The sequence below is a fragment of the Pseudomonas sp. P135 genome (assembly GCF_020312125.1).
Classification (GTDB): Bacteria; Pseudomonadota; Gammaproteobacteria; order Pseudomonadales; family Pseudomonadaceae; genus Aquipseudomonas; species Aquipseudomonas fragariae.
Map to the genome: position 1 here is coordinate 365,413 of NZ_JAGPYR010000004.1, position 25,582 is coordinate 390,994.

Here is a 25,582-nt window from a genome sequence, read left to right on the forward strand (position 1 = left end):
CCTTGCCCTCCGACTCAGTGCGCACACGCCAGCAAAAAAATGGTGTGGACTCACATCGCACTCAGAGGCCGTGAAATGAACAAAAATGATGAATATCACACGCTTATCAATGAGATTTGCGCGCTCAGCCTGATCTCCGAACCTGAACGTTTTTACGAGTCAGCCAATTTCAAAATCAGCGACGTCGACTTCACCCTTCACTATCAGGACCGCGACGAGGGGCGTGCGATTCTCATCTACGGGGATATGGGCGCGCTGCCCGCGCGCAATCGTGACAGCGCCTTGCTGGCGTTGATGGACATCAACTTTCATATGTTTTCGGGGGCCCACAGCCCGGCTTTCTCCTGGAATGCCCAGACCGGCCGAGTGCTGCTGATGGGATCGATAGGCCTTGAACGAGCGACAGCCGAGGGCGTGCTGTTGCTGATGAAGTCCTTTGCCGACCTGGCCAGAGAGTGGCGCGAGCACGGTTTCATGGGGCCGGTGGGTGCTGCGGGCGCCCCGGTCAATATGCCTGCTTCTCAGGCAACCACGCGTGACAATCCTGCGAGTTCCGGGAGGTTCCAATGATTGGCACACGAGTCGGCGGATCAGGCAGTACCGAAATCGTTCAGGCGAACCAGCCGCAGCCGTCTGCCGCTGTCGCCCAGGCTCATCCTCTCGCGGTAAGCCCGAGCAGCAACCCGCCGCTGACCGCCAGCCAGTCGGCCGCTCAAGCGCCGGAAAGCTCGGCGGCCGGTGCCGCTCGCCTGCCAGTCGCGCCGCGACATCTGCCGACATTGGAGAAGTTTCGTGCCGAACAGCCCACCGTACAAGGCACTTCCACGCCGACTATCAGCGCTAACGCGGCCCTGCTGATCGGCAGTCTGTTGCAGTCTGAAAAACTGCCCTTCGAGGTCATGGCCGCCCGTTTGTCGCCTGAGCGTTATGCGTTGCAACAGTTTCACGGCTCCGATTTACAGCAAATGCTCGGACGATTCGCTGAGCCAGGGCATCTGCCAGGCAAGGCCGAGACCGAACAACTGATCAAGGGCTTTGCCCGGTCGCTCGCAGACCAGCTGGAGCACTTCCAGCTCATGCATGACGCGACGGCTGAGGCATTCGGCCCCGGAGGGCTGCGCGACCGCAACACACTGGCGGTCAGTCAGGCGGCGCTTGGCGAATACGCCGGTCGGGCGAGTAAATCCATCGAAGCGGGGCTGAACCACAGTCTCGCGGTGCTGGACGAACGCATCGCCGCGCTGGACAGCCAGTTGGAGGGCGCCACTGAGGACAGCAGACCGGTTTTGCTGATGGACAGGCAGGCGCTGGAAACGGCCAGGGCGATGCTGAGCGACCTGCACGCCGACTTCTGCAAATCGCCTGAAGCCAAGCGGTTGAGTGCCGTTGCCGCTCACACGCAAATGGATGCTCTGATCGACAAGCTGAACGTCGATCGCAACTCGGTCGGCGGCTGGAAAGGGATCGGTCCGATCGTCGCGGCAGCGGTGCCGCAGTTTATGGTGTCCATGCTCCACCTGGGGTATATCCGCACGGCCACCGGTGACGCGATGAAAGATGCCGTTCCCGAAAAAAGCGCCGACGCCAGCATGAAGAGGGCCCTGGCCGTAGGACTGACTGCCGGGGTGGCTCACGAGGGCGTTACCAACCTGTTGAAGCCGATGGTGCAGGCCGGGTTTCAGAAAGCCGGCCTCAACGAGCGGCTGAATATGGTGCCGCTCAAGGGGATTGATACCGACTCGGTGATTCCCGACCCTTTCGAGTTGAAGAACGACAACGGCGCACTGGTCAGAAAAACGCCTGAGGAAGCCGCTGAGGACAAAGCCTTCGTCGAAAGCGAGCGAGCGGTCTTGAATCAGAAAAAGGTTCAGGTTTCGTCTACCCATCCACTGGGTGAGATGATCCCCTACGGCGCCTTTGGTGGCGGGCAGGCGGTACGCCAGATGCTCAATGATTTCAATCTGCTCAATGGCCAGACCCTGTCGGCCAGAGCGGTGACCTCCGGGATCGCCGGGGCCATATCAGCCACCACCCAGACCATTGCACAGCTGAACTCGACCTATGTCGATCCGCGCGGGCGCAAGATCCCGGTCTTCACCCCGGACCGCGCCAATGCCGACCTGGGCAAGGACCTGGCCAAAGGCCTGGACCTTCGCGAACCGGCGGTACGCACCGCGTTCTACAGCAAGGCTGTTTCAGGTGTGCAAAGTGCAGCGCTGAACGGTGCGCTACCACCGGTTGCCGTCCAGCCCCAAGGTGCATCCGGCACGCTCAGCGCGAGGAATATCCTGCGCAACATGGCGCTGGCGGCAACCGGTTCGGTGTCTTACCTGTCGACCCTGTATGCCAACCAGTCGGTCACGGCCGAGGCCAAGGCCCTGAAAGAGGCGGGCATGGGCGGCGCAATGCCGATGCTGCCGCGTACTGAAAGCGCCTGGAACACTATGCGCCATCCAGACAGAGCTTCACTGCCACACACGTTCCAGCCGGGGACTGCGCTTGGTATCCCCAGAGCCGTTGAAAGCGCCTATCACATGGGCAGAGGGGCGTTGCAATTACCGACCCAATTGGTGGTGGATACACTCCGCGGGGTGGAAGAGGGCGTATCGAAAGGTGTTTCGGCCTTGCGCAATTCACGCAACGCGCCAGAGACACCCTTGCCTGCGGACAACGCTGACCCCGTCGATGTCGAACTGAGTTCGATGGAGGAGGGCCGTCGAGGCTCATAAACACACGGGGGCTGTGTCCCTGGCGGCCCCTTTTTGTGGAACCTGCAGCGCCAGGCAGCCACTCACTGCCTGGTCAGCTCAGGCTTTTCCTAAAGGACTATGACGATGAATACCTCGCAACACGAGTTCTCCCGTTTCATCACTGCGCTGGGTGCCCAGCTTGGCACTTCGCTTACCTGGCAGAACGGGGTATGCGCGCTGTATGATGGCCAGGACAACGAAGCCGCCATCATCGAGTTGCCCGAGCACAGTGAGATGGTCATCTTTCATTGCCGTGTCGGGCGCTGTCCGGAACGCTCTGCCGATTTGCAGCAGTTGTTGAGCCTGAACTTCGACGTCGCCCGCTTGCACGGTTGCTGGTTTGCCGTCGATCAGGGCGATGTGCGCCTGTGTGCGCAACGTGAGCTGGTGTCGCTCGATGAGCCAGCCTTTTGCGACGTGACGCGTGGCTTTATTGCTCAGGCTCGCGAAGCCCGCGCATTTCTGCACGCCTGAACAGGCGGGGTTGCACGCAAAAGCGCCGCTCCATGCGGCGTTTTTACGTTGTTTCAACTATCAGCTTTTGACTTCGAAGCCCGACAGTTTCAACTCGCCTGCCGCCTCTTTCAGCGACGCCGAGGGCCGCGACAGTTCCCCGTCGAACGTGTAGCCGATGGGTTTGTCCTGGTCTTCGCCATAGATGAAATTGATCCGCCCGAGGGTCTTGTTCACGCTCAACGAGGCGCCGCTGTTGTAGCTGATCAGTGGCGTGGGTGACGTGAAGTTCTCGGTCTGCGGTGGGGCATGGAACACCACCAGCCTTTTGATCCTCATGTTGTTGCGATTTTCCAGAAGGCCGGAGAGTTCGGTCTGCGTCAGCGTCCCCCTGCGGCTGCCTTCGTCTATGTCGTCGATCAGCGAGTCTTTCGGTTCAAGGCGTACCCGGGCGAGGGTGCCCTGGCTGTTTTCAAGTTGCTTGACCATGGCGCTGAGCGTCGGGTCCTGACGCATGTACTCGGCGACCCTGGCCGCGTTGCCGGGCGCACTGGCTTCGCGTATCGAACCCATGATTCTGGTGAGGATACTTTCCTTGCTCAGGCCGGACAGGCTGGTCTTGCTGGTTTCGAAGCGGGCATTGTCCAGCACACTGTGATTGTTGATCGACGCTTCGTGTTGCACGCCTGCCCGTTTCAGGTCCCGAAGCGCCTTGTATTGCGTGTCGTTCTGCGACGGTCTCTCGGCAAACAGCGCTTTGAGCCCGTCAAGTCGTGCCTGAATGGCCTGCTCAGGGTTCATGTCGACGTAAAGAGCGTTCAGCGGATTCTGCAGCTCTGCAAGGCGGGCTGTCGTGGCTTTGTCCTTGAAGGCTGCACCGAGACTTTTCGACAGTTTGTCCAGGCTCTCGGTGGTCATCGGGGTCGCTACGTTAAAGCGGAACTTGACCCGTTTGACGGTTTTGTCATCAATGGTCACGTTCGCTGCGACCCCCAGGTTATTGGCCGCCGATTGAGTCGCCGGTGTCGGCCCGGCAGCGGAGGCCGGGGTCGCTGTGGAGTTGCTATGCGTGCCACTGATCTGCCCGCGTGCCTGCCCGCCGAAGATCAGACTGTTGAAAAAGCGCGGCCGGTTCTTGCCGCCTTCGCGCAGCTCTGTCTTGTCGTTCTTCTGGGTCAGGGAGTAATCGGTGTAGCTCAGCAGGTTGACCGTGACATTCGCCGCCACGCCCAGACGCGCAACCGCCGAAAGCGGCGCGCTGTCGGCCTCCGACAGGCCGAAGCCGACGCGCATATCAGCGCTGAAGCCTGTGGTGATATCGAAATTGAAGCGGCGCGCTTCATAGGTTTCGTGGTCCTTGACCTTGTTCAACAGCTGCAAGGGGTTGAGCTTGCCTTCGAACAGGTCGTCGACGAACCCGTCGATTTCGTCGTCCGCCACATTGAAGATCACCCCGGCACGCTGGCTGGCGGCAGCGGTTGCGGTCACGTCTGCGCCAAGACGGAAGTTCGGCGTCATCTTGCGGTTGTTACCGATATCGACGCTGCGGGCAGGGTGGTTTTCGTCGAAAAAGCCAGGCCAGTAGTCCTTGCCGCCGCCCACGCCGCCGCTGATATTGCCGGCCGCTTCTCTCATCAGGTACAGGGTCACGCCGCCTTCGCAACGTTCGGCACTGAAGAGGTAGTTGCGATTGCCGGTAGCGCCGGCGGTCGGCCACGGGCCTGTCGACTTGTCGGCAAGGACGGCGAACGGGCTGGTCAGGTTCAGGCCGTAACTGCGTTGCACGCCGATTTCATCGTCGCCATGCTCCAGGTTTTTGAGCATGGCCTTGAGCGTGTCGGCCAGTTCGGACTGATCCTGGCTGCCGGTTGCCGCGCGCATATTGACGCTGACCGCGTGGTCGGATTTCTTGAGTGCGTTCGAGAACGCCTTGACCGCGTCATACGCGCCTTCCAGTGCTGCGTTATCGGTAAAGCCCATGTCGGTGACCTGCTTGACCGGATTCTCGCCATAGGTCACATCGCGTAACGAGGTCAATTCCGCTTGCAGCCTGGGCAGGTCGCTGCTGCGTGCCAGCAGCTCAACCTTGCCGATCAGCGCACCGAGGTCGTTCAGGGTGACCAGATCGAGCGCCAGGCGGGCCTTGCTCAGCCCGTGATCTTCATTGGCATCGCGGCGTTGGCCCATACCGATATCGGTTTTGGTGTGAGAAAGCTTTACACCGTTGTCTTTCAGCAGCCTCAGCGTTGTGGCCGTCGGGTTTTCTGCGGACGGGGCGACCCGGGTCAGGGCGTTATCCAGCTCATTGACGAAATCATGGCCGGAGCTTTTGAAGTTGAGCATCGACCCCAGCTCAGCCAGCTTCTTGCCGAGCTGAGTGCGTTTCGATGACTTTGCCAATGCGCTGTGCTGGTTGAGCACACCGTCGTTCTGCCTGAGGTTTTTGAGCTTGCCGTAATCCTTGCCAATGTTCTCCAACGCCGTCCTGGCGTGCTTTTCCAGTTCGTCGCGGAATACTTCGAGTTCTTTCGCCAGCTCAGCGCCTTCAGGGCCAAGCTGCAGGCGCGCAATTCGCGCTTTCAGATCGTTGCCCGGGGTCGGCGGTGTGCCGCCGGCTTCATGAATCAGTTCAAGTTGTTTGAACGCGATCAGCTCTTTCTTGTAGAGCTCCTTCAGGCCCTCGCGACCATGATAGCGATGCTGGATATTGTTGCCGACGTTCTTCATCCAGCGAGGCGGTTCCAGCGTGTGCTTGTAAACGTTGGCGCGAATGGCCTCGCTGGCGGAGGGGCGATTGCTTTTCTCCATGCCGCTGCGCCCGAATGCATTGATGTCCAGCTTTGCTGTCAACCCGGTGCCTGGAATCCGCCAGGTCTTGTGCGCGCGCGTGATGCGGTTGTAAACGTCGTTCAAGCCGTTTTTTTCCACGGGACGCTGCTCGAACGCTTGCCACTGACCCTCTTTGAGTTGCATCAGGCCTTGACCGGCGGCGTCCTCGACCTGAACGCTCAAGCGATTGTCATCATTGCTGTACAGCGCTTTGACCGGTTGCCCGTCGGGCGCTGCCAGCGGCGTCCATTTGGCGGCCAACTGGCCTCCGAATCGGGTTGCCTGCCATGCCTCTCTGGGCATGCAATACAGCTTGCCGGTGCTGCTCAACGCGTAAAGATTATGCTTTTCGTCCAGGGCCAGATCCTTGATGTCTCCGTCAATTGCGGAGGTATCCAGATCAATGGGTTTGTGGTCCTTGCTATGGGCCGTCAGTCTGTTCTGATCATCGAGCGCGACAAAGCGCTTGTCGCTGACCATGGCGAAGGCGGTCACGACCCGATTCTCCAGCCCTGCGATTTCCTTGCCCATCGCCACCTTGGTCGAGCGCGCTATCTGGGCCAGTGCCGTATTGTGGTCGAAGGCGACATTGGGGTGTTTAGGGGCCACGTCGAGCCTGAGCAGCTTGCCACCTTTCAACACGTAGGCGTTGCTGTCGGCTCCGCGCTGCAAGCGATCAACATCCTTGATGCCTGCGTCTTTCCAGCACTGCGGCGTCGCGTCCCAACGCTGGATGCGACCGGCGCTCAGACCGACCAGTCCGGCACGGTCGAGGTGCAGGCGATCGGCACCGACGGGCGCTGGCATAACCGTCAGGCCGCGTGTGTTGTCCAGAACCAGCGCATTGGTCAGATTCCAGCCACTTTCCAGCTTCGCACCCTGCTCGTCGAGCGCATGGGAGTGCACCTCGCCCTGACGATTCCTGATCAGTGCGTGCACGCGACCGTCATCGCCGCTGATGAATCCGCTGACGCTGTTGTGGCCGCCCATTGGTTGATCGTCCAGCCTGTAGCCGGCCCGTTCTGGCATCAGGCGCAACGTTGGCTCGTTGCTTTCGAAGGCGCTGCGATCAGTGCTGTAAAGCCTGCCCTGCGTGTCGGCAATAAATAGCCTGTCGTTGCTCAGGGCGACTTCGGCGGCCTGTGCCTGACCACCGTCGAGTTCCAGGGTTTTGGTTTTTTTCGGGGTCAGCCCACCAATCACCGGGCTCATGTCGGTGAGCAGGACGGTCTGCACATCCGAGCCGCTGAGCAGTGCCGCGGTATCGTCAGGTGCGACCGAAAATGACTTCAGGTCGTTGAAATCGGCATGCGGCATGAACGGGCTGGAGAGATCGACGACAATATCGTCACTTTTGGCGTAGACCGAGCCGTTGCCTCCGGTTATCAGGCGGTTGAAGGCGATGTCCTCGATTTCATCCACCGGCTTCCAGCGTGCGGCGAGCGGTTCGAACTGGTACAGCCGGTCTTCGTGCACGCGCAGGCGGTCGCCGTTGGTGGTCTGATGGACGTCGGTGAGGTGGGCGATATGGGCCTTGCCTGGCAACTCCTGGCTGCGCCGCCCGTCAAGGGTGTCGAGATGAATGTGATTTTCTTCACGCTGCATGTTCACCGGCGGAGGTTTCCCGCCTGCCACCGGCAGTGTTGGCTCGCTGCTGCGGATGACCGCCAGCGAGCTGTCACCTTGCGCCAGATGCAGCAGATGCCCGTTGGCTTGCAACAGTTGATGGTCCTGCACGCCTTGCTCACTCTGCTGCGCCAGATAGGTTTGTCCGGGCTTGGCGAGTATGTCGTTCAGCAAAGCGGCCATGCCGGGCGTCTTGAACGAAGAGAAATCCGGCTTGCCATCGGCACTCAGCCTGATAGTGGCCTGTGGTCGCGTATCGCGTATCAGTTGCTCGCTCCTGAGCTCGGAGCGCCCGCCGGTGCTACTTTCCAGCCCGGTATTGCGGCGTGCGAGCGGCCCATCAGGATCGTCGGCTTTGGTACCGGAACTGCTTGCCGTGTTCGGTTCTACAGGCTGCATTGACTGGCGTGTGCCATCGGAGCCTTGCAGGCGGCTGCCGGGGTTACGGCGTTCGCGCATAGCGCTGGCGACCGCCTCTTCGTCAGTCATGGGCTCTGCGGCTAGCTGCTCTGAGGCGCTGCGTGTGAGCTGATCCTGCGGAAGATTGAACGTGACACGGCGATTGTTGCGGGGGGCAGTGTCTGCCCGCGTCGATCCTTGTTCTATTTCATGCTTCGTCGTTCCCGAGGTGTTCGCACGGGTGCGCAGAATTGACTTGGGGGGAGGATCGTTGCGCGGCGGCGGGTTATCTGGCAGACGAGTGTCACGACTGGTGTTTCTGCCCGCCTCGCGACTGGAGCGCGGCGGTGAGCTTGAGGGGGGTTGCGTACTGGGCGGTCTGGCTGCCGACTGCCGGGGTGCACTGGATTTCTGGAACACCTTACCGACGCTTTTCAGCAGCCGTTTGCCCATACTGCCCAGCGAATGTGAGGAGCGCTGGGTCGGCTGTTCGGTTTGTTGCCGGATATTTGAAGGGTTGTCGGCTCTTGCTGTCGCTTCTGGCGCAATGACGTTTCCGGTATTACGGTTGACCGTTGGTGCCTGCACGGTGCATCTCCCTTTCCATTTGCCGCCCGACGACGGCGATTTTGTAACCCTTTGAAAAGTCCTTCAGCTCCTGTGTGGCATGGGAAAGGCACCGGTTCCACAGAAAAACAGCTGGCTGAAACGTTTCAGGCTTGTGCGTACGCAAGCGAAATACGTCTTGCAGGGAACTGGAAAGGCGGGCGTGCCACGTAGGGGGACACGTTCAGGACATTCCGCACATGGCCGCCGTTGCCCTCCACGTTTCGTCTCCTCGTTTGCTGGCTCGTTCGGTACAGATCGCCGTTCTGGCCCTGGGGGCGCTGTGTGTGGGCTGTCAGTCAGTCGATGACTCACCGTCGCGCCTGGACCGCTTGCCGCGACTGGTCGCCGGGCTGGGGCATCGCTCCGCCGACGCGCAGGCCGACCCCCTGGCTGCAACGACTGTTGCCGATTTGCCCGTCTACAACGGCGAGGACGTTTGGCAACGGGTGGCGCAGCGATGCCGGCTGGTGGACGGGCAGGGCGTCAATGAACGTATCGCTCGCCAGCGTGACTGGCTGCTGAACAATCGCGGCTTCCTGACCGGGGCCAGCAAGCGCGCCACGCCTTACCTGCATTTCATTGTCGAACGTCTCGATGAGCGCAACATGCCATTGGAGCTGGCGCTGCTGCCCATGATCGAGAGCTCTTACAATCCCTTGGCCAACTCCCCGGCGGCGGCAGCGGGCCTCTGGCAGTTCATCCCGTCCACCGGTCGCCAGTTCAACTTGAACCAGAGCGCTACCTACGACGCCCGCCGCGATGTCGTCGCGTCAAGCAAGGCGGCGATGGATTATCTGACTCGCCTGCATGATCAGTTCAATAACGACTGGCTGTTGGCACTGGCGGCCTATAACGCAGGCGAGGGCACGGTTGCACGAGCGATCGACGCCAACCGTCGACGTGGCATGCCTGTCGACTACTGGCATTTGAATTTACCCCGGGAAACCCAGGACTACGTTCCGCGCCTGCTGGCACTTTCGCTGGTGGTGCGCAATCCAGGCGCCTACGGCGTGCAACTGACGCCGGTCGCCAACATGCCGTATTTCGATGTGGTTGAGCTCAACCACACGGTAGACCTGACTCAGCTCGCCGCCACCACCGGGGTAGACGAGGCACAGTTGTTGCGCCTCAACCCGGCATTCCTGCGAAAAAAGACCCCGGATGGGCCGGGGCGACTGTTGATCCCCAAGACCCACACGCAGGTGTTGACGGCAGGTATCGAGCGGATCACCGGAGAGTCGCCGACAACCGCTGTCATTGCGCCAAGCCACCCAACGCGCGTGATCGAGCGTCAGCCAGCGTCACAGGTGGCCGAGCGCGCTCCGGTTCCTGGACCGTTGCAAGCAGCAGGGCGCGAGCAGACGGCAGGCCTGATGCAGGTGCTTGAGCGCGAGCCAGCACCGGAATCGGTACAACCGGTCAGACGTGAACCGCAACCGAAAGTCGTCCAGGTTGCCAGGCAGGAGCCTTTGCCCGGCCCAGCGCAACCCGTTCAGGCTGCCGAACAGGTGACTGTGTCCGAATCCATCCAGCCCGCGCGTCAGGCGCCACCGCAGGTGACAAACGAGCGTTCGCTACTGGACCGCCGGATTCAAAAGAGGCTGTACATCGATGACCGTTCGTCGCCACGCAAGCGCGACGAGATCGCGTACCGCGATGAGCCGCGTGAGCTGCCGAACGGTCCTCGTGTCGTGGTGTACGCCAGCGATCCACGCCAATAACCTCTCGATTTTTTTCTCCTGAGCGCTTAAAGCACCTGAAAATTGCCCTTTTTTAGTGCTTTTTCGCGTTACCAGCGCGTGCCCGAAACCTGCGAATGAAAAATTCTGCTCCTTTTTTTGCCTTTATAGGGGCGTAAAAAGGGGGGCGGACCAAGCTTTACCAAATATGTTTCTCAATGGCTCATGCAAACTTTGTAAAGAATTGTAAGGAAATACTTACACATATCTAGAAACAATCTCAGTGATGATGAGGTATCAGCGCTGCTTATGGTGAGAGGCGTTCATAACGCTATAAGCCTGGATTGCCAGATTGTCCTACAGTGAATCCTTTCAGCGAATTAGCCATTTTCAAAACCTGCAAATACGCATTCTGAAAAGGCCACGCGTTCGGATTACCGAATGCATGGGTGGCAAAAAGCTATCGCGAGATGAGCCCAAAAAATGGGAGGGTTATGGATCCAACCAGATCAGAGATGCGCCATCGTTCGGAAATCCGACTGTGGTCTTGTTTGTATTAGCCCAGTTGCCGGGTTCTGTCTTGCAACCGGTTCTCCCTATTTGGACGTGTGGAGTAAGTTAAACGTTAACCGGTTTTTTCTTGAGTGTGTTAGTTGTAGGTGTATGGAAAGTTAATACAGTACGTTCCTACAAATAGCTGTTTTGGTGTGCTCATTTTTTATTGCTGTAAAGAACTAACGTGCTGCGGCGGCTATTAAGTGTGCTACCAGATTCATGGGGTGGCTATCTGTTTTTTCTGCGATTGGCAAGTTACAAATTTTTCGATTTCATTATGACCCATGATCGGGCATACGGCTGGATTCCCCGCAGCCATGGGGGCTGCAGCGACGCTTGGCTAGCGTAAGTCCATGATAATTTTGGAATAAGGATATATTAACAGAGTCATTTCAAAGCGCTTGCGCTATACCGAGTGGGTCTTAGGGGGGGTGGCGCTACTTGATAGTGATTCTCGAGTTTGTGAAATTTTTCACCGTCTGTGGGGAACTAAATTACTATATGTGTGCCTTGTAAGACGTGGTATTAATATCCCGCCTTCCTCCCGCCATGAGAGTGATCGATGAGCACAGACATTGATAACGACGTTCGAACGTGTTGGAACGTAACTGCATTATCGGCTGGTCATCAAATTGTAATGAACAGCGCGCTACTGGATATGGACTTGCTTCTTTGCGGGGAAACCGGCACCGGCAAAGATACCCTGGCCAGCCGGATTCACGAGCTGTCGAGCAGGACCGGGCCCTTTGTCGGCATGAACTGTGCGGCCATCCCCGAATCGTTGGCAGAGAGCCAGTTGTTCGGCGTGGTCAATGGTGCGTTCACCGGCGTGTGTCGGGCTCGCGAGGGCTACATCGAAGCCTCCAGCGGCGGCACCCTCTATCTGGATGAAATCGACAGCATGCCGTTGAGCCTTCAGGCCAAGCTCTTGCGGGTGCTGGAAAGCAGGGGCGTCGAGCGGCTCGGCTCGACCGATTTCATACCACTGGATCTGCGAGTGATTGCTTCGGCCCAGCGTCCGCTGGATGAACTGGTGGAACAAGGACTTTTTCGTCGTGACCTGTTTTTCAGGCTCAATGTGCTGACACTGCAGTTGCCAGCCTTGCGCAAGCGTCGCGAGCAGATTTTGCCATTGTTCGACCAGTTCACCCAGGACATCGCCGCAGAATCCGGCCGCTCCGTTCCAACGCTCGACAATCGACGTGTACAGATCCTGTTGAGCCATGACTGGCCCGGCAACGTGCGCGAACTGAAGTCGGCTGCCAAGCGTTTTGTCCTGGGGTTGCCGTTGCTGGGCGCTGAGCCGGTCGAAGCGCGTGACCCGGTAACAGGGCTGCGCATGCAGATGCGCGTCATCGAGAAAATGCTCATTCAGGATGCCTTGAAGCGACATCGGCACAATTTCGACGCTGTGCTCGAGGAGCTCGAACTGCCCCGGCGCACCCTCTACCACCGCATGAAAGAGCTGGGGGTTGCTTCGCATATCGACCTGGTAGCCGAGTCCTGAATCGCTGCTGCGCTCGCGCAACGCTGATGCCATTGGAGTCATGAAATGAATCTCGACGATGAGTTTGACGATCACCTGGATGCGGAGCGCGTACCCAATCTGGGGATCGTCGCCGAAAGTATTTCGCAGCTCGGCATTGATGTCTTGCTGTCGGGCGAGACCGGTACCGGTAAAGACACCATTGCCCGGCGCATTCACAACATGTCCGGGCGCCAGGGTCGTTTCGTCCCGATGAACTGCGCAGCCATTCCGGAATCGCTCGCCGAGAGCGAGCTGTTCGGAGTGGTGAGTGGGGCCTATACCGGCGCCGACCGCTCCCGAATGGGCTACATCGAGGCGGCGCAGGGCGGAACCTTGTACCTGGATGAGATCGATAGCATGCCGCTCGCCCTCCAGGCCAAGCTGCTGAGGGTGCTTGAAACCCGTGCACTGGAGCGTCTGGGTTCGACCTCCACGATCAACCTGGATATCTGTGTGATTGCCTCGGCCCAGGCCTGTCTGGACGACGCCGTCGAAGAGGGGAAGTTTCGGCGCGACCTGTACTTTCGCCTGAACGTGCTGACCCTCAAACTGCCGCCGCTGCGCGATCAGCCCGAGCGTATCCTGCCGCTGTTCACCCGGTTTGTGGCGGCGTCGGCCAAAGAACTGAGCGTCCCGATTCCCGATGTATGTCCGTTGCTTCAGCAGGTACTGACGGGGCATCACTGGCCCGGCAATATCCGCGAGCTCAAGGCCGCTGCAAAGCGCCATGTATTAGGCTTTCCTCTGCTTGGGGCTGACTCGCAGACCGAAGAGCACCTGGCGTGCGGGCTCAAGTTCCAGCTGCGGGCGATCGAAAAGGCCTTGATTCAGCAAGCGCTCAAGCGCCACCGCAATTGCATCGACGCGGCCAGCCTGGAGCTCGATATCCCACGTCGTACGCTCTACCGCCGCATCAAGGAATTGAGCATCTGATTTTTTGCAGAAGTTCTGGAACCGATTCGCGGACGCATGCCACCTAGCTGTACCAAGCAATTACGCTGGTACAGACGAAGGGGTATGACGTTATGACTATCATGAGTTCTCTGGCGGGTGCAGGTCGCGGTGTCGTCAACACGATCGGTGGTGCCGCTCAGGGCATCAACAGCGTAAAGAGCAGCGCCGACCGTAATGCTGCACTGGTGAGCAACACCGGCAGCACTGACAGTATCGACGCGACTCGCTCCAGCATCAGCAAAGGCGATGCAAAAAGTGCCGAGCTTGACGGCACCGCGAACGAAGAGAACGGCCTGCTGCGCGAATCGAGCATGCTGGCGGGCTTTGAGGACAAGAAAGAGGCGCTTTCCAACCAGATCGTCGCAAGCAAGATCCGGAACTCGGTCGTCCAGTTCTGATTTCTTGAAGCCCCTTCGTACCTGAGGGGGCTGCTACTTTGAGGAGGTTGTGATGCAGAGTCTCAGTCTTAACAGCAGCTCGCTGCAAACCCCGGCAATGGCCCTTGTTCTGGTACGTCCTGAAACCGAGACGACTGGCGCCAGTTCGTCTAGCAAGGCGCTTCAGGAAGTTGTCGTGAAGCTGGCCGAGGAACTGATGCGCAACGGTCAACTCGACGACAGCTCGCCATTGGGCAAACTGCTGGCCAAGTCGATGGCCGCGGATGGCAAGGCAGGCGGCGGTATCGAGGATGTCATCGCTGCGCTGGACAAGCTGATCCATGAAAAGCTGGGTGACAACTTCGGCGCGTCTGCGGACAACGCCTCGGGTACCGGACAGCAGGACCTGATGACTCAGGTGCTCAATGGCCTGGCGAAGTCGATGCTCGATGATCTTCTGACCAAGCAGGATGGCGGGACAAGCTTCTCCGAAGACGATATGCCGATGCTGAACAAGATCGCGCAGTTCATGGATGACAATCCCGCACAGTTTCCCAAGCCGGACTCGGGTTCCTGGGTGAACGAACTCAAGGAAGACAACTTCCTTGATGGCGACGAAACGGCTGCATTCCGCTCGGCACTCGACATCATTGGCCAGCAACTGGGTAATCAGCAGAGTGGCGCTGGCGGTCTGGCGGGGACGGGTGGAGGTCTGGGCACTCCGAGCAGTTTTTCCAGCAACTCGTCCGGTGTGAAGGGTGACCCGCTGATCGACGCCAATACCGGTCCCGGTGACAGCGGCACTACCAGTGGTGAAGCGGGGCAACTGATCGGCGAGCTTATCGACCGTGGCCTGCAATCGGTATTGGCCGGTGGTGGACTGGGCACACCCGTAAACACCCCGCAGACCGGCACGGCGGCGAATGGCGGACAGTCCGCTCAGGATCTTGACCAGTTGCTGGGCGGCTTGCTGCTCAAGGGCCTTGAAGCGACGCTAAAGGACGCCGGACAAACCGCTACCGACGTGCAGTCGAGCGCTGCGCAAATCGCCACCTTGCTGGTCAGTACGCTGCTGCAAGGCACCCGCAATCAGGCCGCGGCCTGACCGACACCCGCCTGACGGAGAACTCACGTGACCATTTCCCACCTTGGTAATGTTAAAAGCATCTCGCCGGAACTCGGGCAGGATGTGCCACAGGGGCTCGTTTCAGAACCGGCCCAGGCGGATGTCGACATCTTCACCGCTGCCACGCAGCCGGACGGCGTTTCGAGCGGAGCGCCGCTTTCCGAGCATATCGCCAGCGCAATTTCCGGCGGTCTGGGCGAAACCGAAAAAATGTCTCAGCAAGCGATGCGGTCGATGAAAAAAGCCTCCGGGACGGGAGACGCGCTGGATATCGCGGCGATGACCAGGACCCTGTCGCAATGCTCGTTGCAGACTGCGCTCACGACCAAGGTGGTGAGCAAGACTGCGCAGGCGCTCGACAAGCTGACTAACTTGCAGTAGAGGTTTCCGTGAAATTTCTGAGCGCAGGGCTGCTGCTGATTTGCATGGTGTTGCTCGGCGGCTGCAGTGATGAAACCGATCTGTTCACCGGCTTGTCCGAGCAGGACTCCAACGAGGTCGTTGCCCGTCTTGCCGATCAGCATATCGACGCGCGCAAACGTCTGGAGAAAACCGGCGTTGTCGTCACCGTCGCGACCAGCGACATGAACCGCGCTGTCAGGGTGCTCAACGCTGCCGGCCTGCCACGCCAGTCTCGCGCCAGTCTGGGGGATATCTTCAAGAAAGAAGGGGTCATTTCGACCCCGCTCGAAGAGCGCGCCCGCTACATCTATGCCCTGTCTCAGGAACTCGAAGCGACGCTTTCGCAGATAGACGGCGTCATCGTGGCCAGGGTGCACGTGGTACTTCCGGAACGCATCGCACCGGGTGAACCGGTGCAACCTGCCTCTGCTGCGGTGTTCATCAAACACTCCGCAGCGCTTGACCCGGACAGCGTGCGTGGGCGCATTCAACAGATGGTCGCCAGCAGTATCCCCGGCATGTCGACGCAATCGGCAGAGTCGAAAAAGTTCTCCATCGTGTTCGTACCGGCTACCGAGTTTCAGGAAACCACACAGTGGGTCAGTTTCGGACCGTTCAAGCTGGACAGCGCCAATCTGCCGTTCTGGAATCTGATGCTTTGGCTGGTGCCGGTTGGCCTGGCGGTGTTGCTGCTGATCATCGCGCTGCTGTTGCGCAGTGACTGGCGCGCCTCGGTCCTTGGGCGGATCGGCCTTGCCGGCCGTAGCCGCTCGACCGTACCGGCGCGCGCCTGATGGACCTGACCGCCGAGGACTATTGGACTCAGTGGTGGTGCAATCCCTGGCCATGGGCGCATCCGGGCTGGCAAAGCCGGTTCGCCGAGCGCTGCGGACTGACCGTTAGCGACTGTGAAGCCCTCATGGTCAGCCGTCACGGCGTGTTTCTGCAGAGTGTCGGCATCATGCCAAGTCAACCGCCAATACCTGCAGAGCCGGTGTTGAACTGGCTGGCGCTGACACCCGCGCAGCGTGATCAGGCGCTGGATCTGGCGCAGCGCATCTGTTTTTCCCGTAACGAAAGCGACGGCCATGACGGGCAGTGGTGCTGGGCGCTGACCAAGGCGTTGCGCCCCGGTGTCTGGCTGGAGCTGGAGCATGAAGATGCGCGCTTGCTGTTGGGTGCCTGGCTCGGGCCTGAGTATTGGCCGCGATTGCGTCTGGCCTGGGCGCCCGATGAGGTCGCCGAGAGGCCTTGCGCGGCCCCCGAAAATAAACTTCAGACGCTGTGGCAGGCTGTCCTATGGCGTGTCACCGCGGCCTGAATATCCGCTTCCCTCTGCACCAGGAATTCCCCGATGCTTGCCAAACGCAGTATTACCCTGACTGCCGACGCCGTGCTGCCCGAGCCGGTATTGCGCCGTGAAGACATCGCCAACAGCCTGCTGGCTCGCGATATTCTGACTGACGCGCAACGTCAGGCGGAGCAGATGCTGGTACTTGAGCAGGCTAAAGCCGATCGTCGGCATCAGGAGGCGCTTGCGCAGTTCTGGGAGCGCGCCAATGCCTTTCTGGACGAGCTGCACGTCCAGCGCGAAGCCTTGCAGCAGCAGGCCATGACTGCTGTAGAGGAGCTGCTGACTGAGGCATTGAGCCAGTTACTCGACGAAACGACCCTTGCCGAGCGTGCTCGGGCACTGGTCAGGAACCTGGCAGCCAGCCAGCTCAACGAAGCAGTGGCCACACTCAGCGTTCATCCAGAGATGGCCGAGCCGGTCGCCGAATGGTTGGCAGAGAGCCGTTTTGCCGAGCACTGGGCGCTCAAACGGGATGCGACGCTGGCCACTGAAAGCCTGCGCCTGAGCGACGCCAACGGCGCTTTCGAAATCGATTGGGCAACGCTGCGCAATGGGCTGGCAGGCGCGGAGCCGGCTGCCTGTGTAGGTTCACAAAATAGATGATTCGGGAGGCCCAGCAAACACTGCGAAAAAGTCATCTTTTCTGTGAGTGCGGAGCAGGGGAGTCACAGAAAAGATGAGAAAAGCCTACTGGACTCACAAAATAGATGATCTATCGGAACACAGATAGTCTTCCCCGCTTGGCCGTTCATCAACGAGGTTTGTGCACTCAGCCAAAGTGAACAGGCAGTACTAACGGAAGGTCATCAGGTCGAAGTGATTCACGCAATCGGTGGCGGCTAACGCTGCCCTGCTTTGAAATGCATTATTGATCACATGACACGATCAAGCCCGCATCAGCGGATGCGAGCTTTTTAGTTACTCCCCCTCGATCAAATAACATGTGCATCACCCACAAAATCATACCGCCGGTGAACAATAGTTATCGTGCTCGGAGAGGCACTCTATCACTCAAGGGACGTGATAAATTTTCGCGAGCAAGTCTTGGACGACGGGCAGCTTCAGCTCGACCTTGCGCTCCAGGAGGAACCGTAGGAACTCGTCGTCCTGCGGCTTTGGAAAATAGTGCGAAGGCTGGAAGTCAAACTTCCAGTTCTCATGTCCCACGAGTTTCAATGCGACATAAATCCGTTGGGCGGCGTTGTTCGGCGCCTGACCCCAGCCGGTGGAAAAGAACATAGCTGATTGGGCGGCCGGCCGTGTGCACAAAAGGCGTCTCGGTGCCAGATCCTCATCTTTGTGCAGCTCGTGTTGGGTGAACCCGCCTAGGCCATAGACGATCGGCGCAGCAGTAGCGGTTGCGCGTGTGGCCGTCATAATTCCCTCGGCATTTGTCTTGAACGTATGAAGAGCAAAAAATAGGGCCACATCAATATCATGCGTGACGTCTAAGCCTACGCTTGGAAGGCCGTAGTGCTGTGCTGTGGCGAAGCCCCACATCCTGTAACGATAGGAATTGACGAAATTCAGCAGTTCCCGCTGCATCCCCTGTTCTTGAACCCGCTCGTGAACATATAGATCTAGCAATGCGGACCATGCACCAAAGCTGTCCGGGAAGTACAGATTGGTTCTCACTGCGGAAGGCAGCAAAGAGGGCTCATTTACGTCCTCCGCCCCATACAGCCGGAGCAGTTCATCCTTCGTGCGTCCCGCTTTCTCCGTCGTGTAATGGTTGGACTGTCCGCGCCATACACCGCTGAAGTTAGGGTCACCTGATTTCACGCTACCTGCGAGAGCGCGAACCTCCTCAATGGAACCGACCTCGATGACAGGTACTCGGCGGAACGGTACTCGTAAAAATGTTCCATTGGCCAGTTCGTCTAAGGGGCCAACAGGCAGATTTTCCGTGCGCCCGTAAACGGCAGCGCCGTGAGATGGAGTCCAGCTCCAGCAGTTTCCGTAAAGTGGATCTACGTAAGCAGGCGTTCCTGCGCTCTTGTTGACTTGTCCGATGTCACAGGCAGGGGAGACCCGATCCGCAATCGGATTGACGTTATGCAAGTGGGCGAATAATTGGTCAGCGGAGCGCATCGAGCATTCTCTGGCCGGCCTGGGTTGCGGCTCCCAGCACGGCCGGGTCTACTGGAGGGAGCGTTTGAACATTCACGGCCCGGTAAGCAGTGTCGATGTTGGCGTGGCCTGGCGAGGCAAATTGTGTTCCCACATCCAAGCCAAATACATAGGAACATGCTGCTTCAACGAAGCTGGGCAGACAAGCGTCTGCATAGGGCCTATGAAAAATCTTGGGGCTTCCCCCTGTTTTCTCTTCAGCTTGGGTAACTATGTCGTGCAAATTCTTGGTGAATTCGTACTTATCTAAATAGAGACCCATGAGGCAGTTCAAGGGTGCTCGTATAAGCTCAATCACCGCAGGCTCATCCTTAATGCGGAATGCCAGCTTGCCGCCGATGCTGCTAATCCGGACAACCTGAATGGTGGGTCTGAAACGCAGCGACTGCAAGGCTATTGCAGTCGCCTCAGTAATCTGTGGATCCAGAGCGCGACAAACGGCAACCTTTTGAGGAGGCACTATGTATCCATCTATCAAGTACTTAAGCAGGATTGCGAAAATCTGCTTGAACTCAGGTTCTGCATATTCAAGAGGCATCAACAACAGGCTGTCAGGTTGGTCGCCCGGTACGGTTCGTTCCTCAAGAATGCGCGCCGCGACCATAACGTCGGCTACGGACGTCCAAGCAGAAAGCTCGCCCAGTATTTCGGCGCTCCTTGCTTTTGGAAAATGCTCGTCGCTCATCAAATTCTCCCCGGGTGTTCACTGTCACGCTGCAATTCTTGCTCTGTGCGCCTAGCTTGCTTAAAACCTTGGCACGCGAAGTACATAAGTCTTGAGTCGATGGTCTCAGCCACAAATTGATCGCAGCTTTTGGCCGCACACTCGGGCTTAGGCGCACATGCAACTTTATTTTTCGATACAGAGAAAAAACAATGTCAACGTCAAGAGAGTACCATGGAAAATCAAGTGCCTAGGGCCTTACATGAGCACCACGTAGGCCTCCCCACTACCGTTCGCTGCTTAGGTTTCAGTGACGTTCTGGCCTTTTTTGCAGGACTCTGCGATGGCCCAAACGGTATGAGTTTCCGACGCAGCCTGAAACTTGGTCGCGGATCTCTCAGCGCTCTCGGGCTTTTTTTGGTCACCGCATTGCGGCCACTTGGAGAGCCCCAGTAAAGGAAGGCATGGCAGATCCAGTCGTGAATTATGCGCTCCAGTAGTGCCAAATCGGTGATGCGCCTTGGCTATTGGTTCGCAGCGCAGTGCTTGCCATTCGATCAAGCTACGAGCTAATCTCGTGTGCACTCTGCGTTAGCAGAGGCCGGGCGTTTTCAAGCCCCAATGTCTGGCCGTAAGGCCCATACCGAGCAGTAGTCCTCATCCAGTTGAGTTTCTGCATACGGACGACACCTTAGCTGTCCGATTGGACGCAAGGAACACATCACGGCCCGCGCACTTTGGTGCTGCGTTGCCAAATAAAAAAGCTTGTACGCTTCTAAGGATCAGATCGCGTAATGGCACGTTTAGAACTCATGAGGCTCGATGCACTGTTGCCCATTGAGGCGTCAGCAGAGCAAAGATGCTGCCCCCGACACTCATGATCTCGAGGGTAAGACTGGCAAGTACTAGCCAGGAATTTTGGTGTGGTTTTTTGCACATGAGCCCGCCCATTTTCTGCCCCACCCTTACCTTTCAGGTGAGGTACCCGTAACGGTGTTTGTGCGACCTTTAGACGGTCGAACAAATGGCAGATCAAATATCAGCGCCGGCAATCGAGGCGCAAAATCAGCTCAGCGCGCAAATAGGATTTGTGACGACTGCAGCAGGCTTCACTAGGCGTGGCTTTGATGCACTGGAGCATTGGCCACAGCCGAAGCGCAATCAATGTCACGGGGATAAACACCTGTGACGTATCTGGATCCTGCCATCGGTAGGACCAATAAACATTGGCTGAAACACGCCCGCAAAAGAAAGTTCTTCTATTGAGGATCTCTTATGAGCGGATTGCGCGGGCAACCTGATTGGCTGAAAAAGATTTTTCCTTCGATTGTGAAGGAAATTCTGCGTCTGATTTTTCGCAAGCTTGTTGAGTGGGCCTGGGAAAAAATGCGCGAGATGATCAGTTAGCCTTCAAAAAGCGGCCCACCGAGTGGGCCGCTTCCGCCAATGTTGTTCAAAACGTTCGTAACAACCCTATGACTATGTCCAAGGTTGTTTGTCGACTGAAGCGTCAACTTCCACCTTCACTGCACTCATTTCGAAAATTGGGCCTAGGCGCTTTCGGGTCAATTCGCTCATGAACAAGCCGTAGATAGCCACAGCCCGTACTGGTACGCTTTTCGTTAAACTGAAGCGTCAAACTGCCCCCACAGTTTCCGCTGATGCAGTTTTGGCCTGGGCTATCGGCAACCGCCGATATAGCCGAATTCTCGGTAAAGTCCCCAGCTTGGGTGGCGATGCCGCACGAACACACAAATGGCTTCAGGGCCCATCTGAATTTTATGACTCCACCTTCAACCGAACTACACACATGGTGGCCGTTCGGCACTTCGCCTTGACATCATCGTCATTTCTGACGATGCTTGCGACATGAGATATCCAGGCGGAAAAGGCAAGTGCTACCAGCGCTTTATCAATCTGATGCCACCGCATCAGACATACATCGAATCCCACCTTGGTGGCGGGGCAGTCATGCGCAACAAAAAGGCTGCGCAGAGGAACATTGGCTTGGACCTCGACGCCAAAGTCATTGAGCTTTGGCGAACGAAGTTTCCAGATACCTGCGAACTCCACCAAGTCGATGCAGTTGCGTTCCTTGAAGGGTATCCGTTCGAAGGCCAGGAGCTGGTCTATGTTGATCCGCCCTACGTCCCTGAAACCCGCCGCCGAGCGAAGGTCTATCGATGCGATTACTCGGAAGAAGACCACATCCGCTTACTGCGGTGCTTGGTCGCATTACCTTGCAATGTGATGCTTTCAGGCTATGACTGTGATCTCTACAACCGCGAGCTCATCGGGTGGCGCAAGGTGAGTTTTCCAGCTAAGACCCATGTAGAGCTGCGCGAGGAGACGGTGTGGATGAACTTCGAACCTCCCAGCAGTTTGCACGACAGTCGATACATGGGCGAAACATTCCGAGACCGCCAAACCATTCAGCGTCGCCAAACCAGGCTCCGTACTCGTATCGAGAGCCTAGATCCCATTGAGCGACACGAGTTACTGCAATGGATGCAGGAACACTACGGCATTGCCGAGGAGGCCGCCTGATGCAATTAGGCGCTATTTTCATGGACCAAGCGGTCTTCAATGTCGAGCTGCCCAAAGCAGACGCCGAAGTTATTCCGGGCGTCCCGTGGGGAGCCATGGAGGCGTTCCCAACTCCTGCCTACTGGGCATACCAAGTGTACGCACGCCGTCTCACTGGCGATCGGATCAACTACAAGCTCGGGGTAACGCTGAAAGAAGAAGTTGGCGCGTGCTTGTTGGGGGGGCATGGCATCCCCGCTAGCGTTGGGCTCGCCGCCTTTCACCACGTCAAAGAACGCGGTGCCTTTGGCGACCAACCACCTTCAGAAGAAAGCCTGCTCGAGTGGCTGAAAGAGCCCCTTGTTATCGATGGTCGCCAAGTGCGGTACCGCTTCGCCACACAGAAGGCTCGCTACCTCAGCGCGGCTCTTCAGAAGCTGTCTGCTGAACGGCCTCCGTTAGGCTCTGGCAAAGCGCTGCGCGACTGGCTGCTGGATATTCCAGGCATTGGTTACAAGACCGCATCGTGGGTTGCCCGTAACTGGCTGGATGCGGACGACGTAGCAATCCTGGACATCCACATTCTCCGTGCCGGGCTACTGGGTAGGTTCTTCGAGAGCAACTTGACCGTTGAGCGACACTATCTGGAGCTGGAAGAGCAGTTCATCCGCTTCAGTAAAGGACTTGGCGTCAGGGCATCGGAGCTCGATGCCCTGATGTGGTTGGAGATGATGTCATCGCCCGCCACGGTGCACAGCATCATGGGCATGGGGCACCACGCACCTGATTCAGGTTCTCGTAGCAGACCCAAGAAGAGCAAGGCCAACCCCAGCCAACTTTCCCTGATCGGCTAGGGTACTGGCCCAAGGCTCACCGGTGATACCCAGCGGACAGAAGTTGAGTCCCTGGGCTGTCGCAGTTAATGCCATGACCGCGAGTAGCACCCCAGCGTCACGCCAAACAAGGCTGCATCCATCTTGGTATTTACCCAATGTTTTTCCGGGCTCGGCCAGAAACAGAATTCGTGTTGCCTCATCACCGCCCAGAACCCGCAGACTGAGTTCATAAAGGCCTGCAAGCTTGCCGGTCGAATGTCGGAGCTCTACCAGTTGGTGGGCCCTAGGCTCATATATCCACCATCGATCATCTTCGGGCCGCTTAACGACGATATGTATAGGGTGGATCGCTCCAGCCGAGGGGGCCGCTCGATGCTCCAGATCAAAACCTAGGTTTGACGTACCGGATCCTCGAGTTCTGCATGCATGCCAGAGGAAGGCTCCGAGCTGCAGGTCATAGACGACGCCGAACTCGCGATGCGACGCACGCGCATCCAAAACCTCGCCGAACGGCCGGTCTAATGCCTCCGATGAACCAGGGAGCGGGCGGACATCACCAATTTCCCACTCGAGAGGCTCATACCGCTCAGGAGCCACCCTTGGAATAGGGTCACCCAAGTCGATCCAAGTCATACCCCACCTCTTGAAACACCTCCATGTATTTGTTGCAACCCCGGCAGTTGCCACACGCGACATGCGACTTATGGCAGCTGTGCGCCCAGGCCAGAAGACTCGCAGGGATGCCAGACTCACGGACAAGCTCGGCAGTAGAGAGCTCAATTGCTGGTGCCTCAACCACCATCCCGCCCTCTTGGATGGATACAAGATGGCTGATCGCCGACATGAACTCGGGCGAACCATCCCTGTGGAAACCATCCGATTTCACGGTGCCCAACCACAAGTGCGTCACGCCGAATGAGATTGCCTTCATCGCCGCCAGCGTAACCAGCATCTGGTTCCGGTACGGCCACCAATCAGAGGCTGGAGCCAAGCTGTCGGCTTGGGTACCTGCCATGTCTCCCGAGCCCAGCTGGCGGCAGTCGACCTCAATTACATGATGTGGGATTCCCAACTGTTGGCAGATCGTCCTTGAAGCCTCGATTTCGGCCTGCGCCGCGAGCTGACCGTAGTTCAGGGTGAACGCGATGTCCGGCCGCTTCCACCAAGCAATCGTCAAGGAATCCATACCGCCGGACAACAACAATCCGGTCTTCATAGCACCACCGCTTCCCAGACCGTCTGATAGATCGCACTGACGTAGTCATCGGTGATGCGGCAGTCGGAGCCTTCCATCATTTTCTTGTCCTGTTCGGACTCATTTTCCGCGTAAAAAACGACAGGTTTGTTCAATGCCCGAGCGTAGCCAATCTCGTAGATTGTGCCCGAGTCGAGCCCGTCACCAATCGCAAACAAAACGTCGCAATCGCGCACCCCTTCAAGGTCCTTTTCGACCACTTCCTCAGCAGAGCCAAGACCGACGTCATGATATGGGGAAAATACAACCAGCCCCATTGCCTGCAGGTCTCTACGAGCCTGCCCGACTATCCACAGCTCTGCGAGGGTGAAGAATGGTCCTGCGAGGTACACCTTAGGGGCGTAGCCATCGCGATACCGAGCTGACGGTTGCAGCGGGTTCGGCTTGAAGCCAGCAAGCAAAGCCTGGTCGGGGAAGCCTTGATTCTCGCAATAAAAGGCTGTCGCAATGGATGCAACCGCGGCTGCATCATGAGCCGAAAGATTTTTATCCATCCAGCCCAACGCGAAGTGGGCGGCGAAGGTATCTCCCGAGCCGATCTTCCATACTCGCTCAGTGCGGTATGCAGGTATCGTAGAAATTACGCCGTTGTCATACACCAAGGCACCCAGCGGCCCCATCTTGATAACAACCACCTCAGCGCGCTCCTGCTCGGCAAGCATTATTGCGAGTTCTTGTGGGGTCAACCCATTGGAGGTAGGCACCAACAGATTGGCCTCGTGGCGGTTCAAGACCAGAGCCAGGTGCTTTGCTTCCGAGCCATTGGCCCTGAAAGACTCTGTATCTTCGGCATTCTGTGGATCAAACACTGCGTACTCAGCATCAACTACTGCGGTTCCATCGATCATGCCGAATCGAAGCACCTTCTCGGCGCTAACCTGCAGTTCCGATTTGATGTGAGTACCACGTCGAATATCTGGGTTGGCGAGGCCATGGATGTACTCGAAAGTCACCCCTGCCTGTGTAGCTGTGGCATTGAACTGGAAACCTTCGGCAGCTGCACGGGCATCAACGACGATCTGAGTGCTGCTATCTACACAGGCGTGTAATTCCGCCTGTCCACCGAAACGGGCAATTGCCGTCGCTGCCCGACCTGCCGACCCATAAATATCGTCCCACGCCGGGCGCATGCACCGCTCTCGGTAGACGCCACCTACGATGCTGATCATAGAGCTCTCCTTGCTCGCAGTTAGATGTGGTAAACGCGAAGACGTACTTGCCCGCCACCGACGTGCAGCACACGTGCCTGGTATTGTTCGCCTTGGCTCATGCAGCTCCGCAATTGGTTCAGATGTGGGTCGACAATTCCGCCTGCCTCAGCGCCTTTCCAAAGTGCGGAGACAACCTGCTGATTGCCAGACTGCGAAAAAACAATGTCGAGGACATCGTTGACGCTCAGCTGCCCAACCACCTGTGCTTTCGGTGAAGCTAGCTGGGTATCAAACTGAAGTGCCGCGCAGGAAGTGGTGGGTGTAGATGGACCCAGATAGCTACCGCCAGAACCAGACATTCGCATCTCCTTCGCGAGTC

Annotated in this window: 22 protein-coding genes; 15 read left to right on the plus strand and 7 right to left on the minus strand. The window is 58.0% G+C overall.

Annotated features, from left to right (window positions below; genetic code table 11):
* Positions 1-75 precede the first annotated feature (75 nt).
* The 3 genes from KBY08_RS08605 (at position 76) to KBY08_RS08615 (ending at position 3,224) form a co-directional block, all read left to right on the plus strand.
* Positions 76-570 carry a CesT family type III secretion system chaperone gene (locus KBY08_RS08605; RefSeq protein ID WP_057457972.1) on the plus strand — a complete coding sequence of 165 codons (495 nt, stop codon included), beginning with the start codon at positions 76-78 and terminating at the stop codon, positions 568-570.
* The gene (locus tag KBY08_RS08610) at positions 567-2,729 is read left to right on the plus strand and encodes a hypothetical protein (protein WP_060400812.1); all 2,163 of its coding nucleotides are present in this window, start codon (positions 567-569) and stop codon (positions 2,727-2,729) included. Before KBY08_RS08605 ends, KBY08_RS08610 begins: the two co-directional genes overlap by 4 nt.
* A 105-nt stretch (positions 2,730-2,834) precedes the next feature.
* The gene (locus tag KBY08_RS08615) at positions 2,835-3,224 is read left to right on the plus strand and encodes a type III secretion system chaperone (protein ID WP_004406567.1); all 390 of its coding nucleotides are present in this window, start codon (positions 2,835-2,837) and stop codon (positions 3,222-3,224) included.
* A 60-nt stretch (positions 3,225-3,284) separates the two neighbouring features.
* Here the strand turns inward: KBY08_RS08615 and KBY08_RS08620 are convergent, their stop codons facing one another.
* Positions 3,285-8,645, minus strand: a complete 5,361-nt coding sequence (locus KBY08_RS08620) for an AvrE-family type 3 secretion system effector (protein ID WP_225651106.1) — start codon at positions 8,643-8,645, stop codon at positions 3,285-3,287.
* Positions 8,646-8,863: 218 nt separating this feature from the next.
* Between KBY08_RS08620 and KBY08_RS08625 the strand changes: the two genes are divergently transcribed.
* The 9 genes from KBY08_RS08625 to sctL all read left to right on the plus strand — a co-directional run bounded on the left by KBY08_RS08625 (position 8,864) and on the right by sctL (position 17,244).
* Positions 8,864-10,387, plus strand: a complete 1,524-nt coding sequence (locus KBY08_RS08625) for a lytic transglycosylase domain-containing protein (RefSeq protein WP_024642738.1) — start codon at positions 8,864-8,866, stop codon at positions 10,385-10,387.
* 1,075 nt (positions 10,388-11,462) lie between these two features.
* Positions 11,463-12,407 carry a transcriptional regulator HrpR gene (gene hrpR, locus KBY08_RS08630; protein WP_080267145.1) on the plus strand — a complete coding sequence of 315 codons (945 nt, stop codon included), beginning with the start codon at positions 11,463-11,465 and terminating at the stop codon, positions 12,405-12,407.
* Positions 12,408-12,452: 45 nt separating this feature from the next.
* The gene (gene hrpS / locus KBY08_RS08635) at positions 12,453-13,361 is read left to right on the plus strand and encodes a transcriptional regulator HrpS (protein WP_011266878.1); all 909 of its coding nucleotides are present in this window, start codon (positions 12,453-12,455) and stop codon (positions 13,359-13,361) included.
* A gap of 92 nt (positions 13,362-13,453) precedes the next feature.
* Positions 13,454-13,780, plus strand: coding sequence for an Hrp pili protein HrpA (locus KBY08_RS08640; protein ID WP_003314134.1), 327 nt, complete (start codon positions 13,454-13,456; stop codon positions 13,778-13,780).
* A 52-nt stretch (positions 13,781-13,832) separates the two neighbouring features.
* Positions 13,833-14,864, plus strand: coding sequence for a type III secretion system effector HrpZ (gene hrpZ / locus KBY08_RS08645; RefSeq protein WP_024638525.1), 1,032 nt, complete (start codon positions 13,833-13,835; stop codon positions 14,862-14,864).
* A gap of 27 nt (positions 14,865-14,891) precedes the next feature.
* A complete protein-coding gene (gene sctI, locus KBY08_RS08650) occupies positions 14,892-15,266 on the plus strand; it encodes a type III secretion system inner rod subunit SctI (RefSeq protein ID WP_003314135.1) in 375 nt (124 codons plus the stop codon).
* An 8-nt stretch (positions 15,267-15,274) separates the two neighbouring features.
* Positions 15,275-16,081 carry a type III secretion system inner membrane ring lipoprotein SctJ gene (gene sctJ / locus KBY08_RS08655; RefSeq protein ID WP_011266880.1) on the plus strand — a complete coding sequence of 269 codons (807 nt, stop codon included), beginning with the start codon at positions 15,275-15,277 and terminating at the stop codon, positions 16,079-16,081.
* Positions 16,081-16,608 (plus strand): type III secretion protein, encoded by a 528-nt coding sequence (locus KBY08_RS08660; protein ID WP_225650366.1) that lies wholly within the window; start codon positions 16,081-16,083, stop codon positions 16,606-16,608. The genes sctJ and KBY08_RS08660 overlap by 1 nt, the downstream gene beginning before the upstream one ends.
* Positions 16,609-16,641: 33 nt before the next feature.
* Positions 16,642-17,244: a type III secretion system stator protein SctL gene (gene sctL, locus KBY08_RS08665; RefSeq protein ID WP_225651107.1), complete on the plus strand. Its 603-nt coding sequence runs from the start codon at positions 16,642-16,644 to the stop codon at positions 17,242-17,244.
* A 408-nt stretch (positions 17,245-17,652) separates the two neighbouring features.
* On the opposite strand, the gene KBY08_RS08670 is transcribed toward sctL, so the two are convergent.
* On the minus strand, positions 17,653-18,732 hold the full coding sequence (locus KBY08_RS08670) for an FRG domain-containing protein (protein ID WP_225651108.1): 1,080 nt from the start codon (positions 18,730-18,732) through the stop codon (positions 17,653-17,655).
* Positions 18,719-19,456 (minus strand): hypothetical protein, encoded by a 738-nt coding sequence (locus KBY08_RS08675; RefSeq protein WP_225651109.1) that lies wholly within the window; start codon positions 19,454-19,456, stop codon positions 18,719-18,721. The genes KBY08_RS08670 and KBY08_RS08675 overlap by 14 nt, the downstream gene beginning before the upstream one ends.
* A gap of 1,254 nt (positions 19,457-20,710) precedes the next feature.
* On the opposite strand from KBY08_RS08675, the gene KBY08_RS26390 reads away from it, so the two are divergent.
* The 3 genes from KBY08_RS26390 to KBY08_RS08685 all read left to right on the plus strand — a co-directional run bounded on the left by KBY08_RS26390 (position 20,711) and on the right by KBY08_RS08685 (position 22,815).
* Positions 20,711-20,842, plus strand: coding sequence for a hypothetical protein (locus KBY08_RS26390; RefSeq protein ID WP_010424327.1), 132 nt, complete (start codon positions 20,711-20,713; stop codon positions 20,840-20,842).
* A 462-nt stretch (positions 20,843-21,304) separates the two neighbouring features.
* The gene (locus KBY08_RS08680) at positions 21,305-21,982 is read left to right on the plus strand and encodes a DNA adenine methylase (RefSeq protein WP_010424326.1); all 678 of its coding nucleotides are present in this window, start codon (positions 21,305-21,307) and stop codon (positions 21,980-21,982) included.
* Positions 21,982-22,815 (plus strand): hypothetical protein, encoded by an 834-nt coding sequence (locus tag KBY08_RS08685; RefSeq protein ID WP_010424325.1) that lies wholly within the window; start codon positions 21,982-21,984, stop codon positions 22,813-22,815. Before KBY08_RS08680 ends, KBY08_RS08685 begins: the two co-directional genes overlap by 1 nt.
* On the opposite strand, the gene KBY08_RS26725 is transcribed toward KBY08_RS08685, so the two are convergent.
* From KBY08_RS26725 to KBY08_RS08705, 4 genes are read right to left on the minus strand one after another with little or no spacing between them, the layout of a single operon-like run.
* Positions 22,750-23,493: a nitroreductase family protein gene (locus KBY08_RS26725; protein ID WP_412548557.1), complete on the minus strand. Its 744-nt coding sequence runs from the start codon at positions 23,491-23,493 to the stop codon at positions 22,750-22,752. The genes KBY08_RS08685 and KBY08_RS26725 overlap by 66 nt on opposite strands.
* On the minus strand, positions 23,408-24,013 hold the full coding sequence (locus KBY08_RS08695) for a 7-cyano-7-deazaguanine synthase (RefSeq protein ID WP_010424323.1): 606 nt from the start codon (positions 24,011-24,013) through the stop codon (positions 23,408-23,410). The genes KBY08_RS26725 and KBY08_RS08695 overlap by 86 nt, the downstream gene beginning before the upstream one ends.
* Positions 24,010-25,221, minus strand: a complete 1,212-nt coding sequence (locus KBY08_RS08700; protein ID WP_225651111.1) for a PfkB family carbohydrate kinase — start codon at positions 25,219-25,221, stop codon at positions 24,010-24,012. The genes KBY08_RS08695 and KBY08_RS08700 overlap by 4 nt, the downstream gene beginning before the upstream one ends.
* A gap of 20 nt (positions 25,222-25,241) precedes the next feature.
* Positions 25,242-25,562 (minus strand): hypothetical protein, encoded by a 321-nt coding sequence (locus KBY08_RS08705; protein WP_225651112.1) that lies wholly within the window; start codon positions 25,560-25,562, stop codon positions 25,242-25,244.
* Positions 25,563-25,582: the final 20 nt, after the last annotated feature.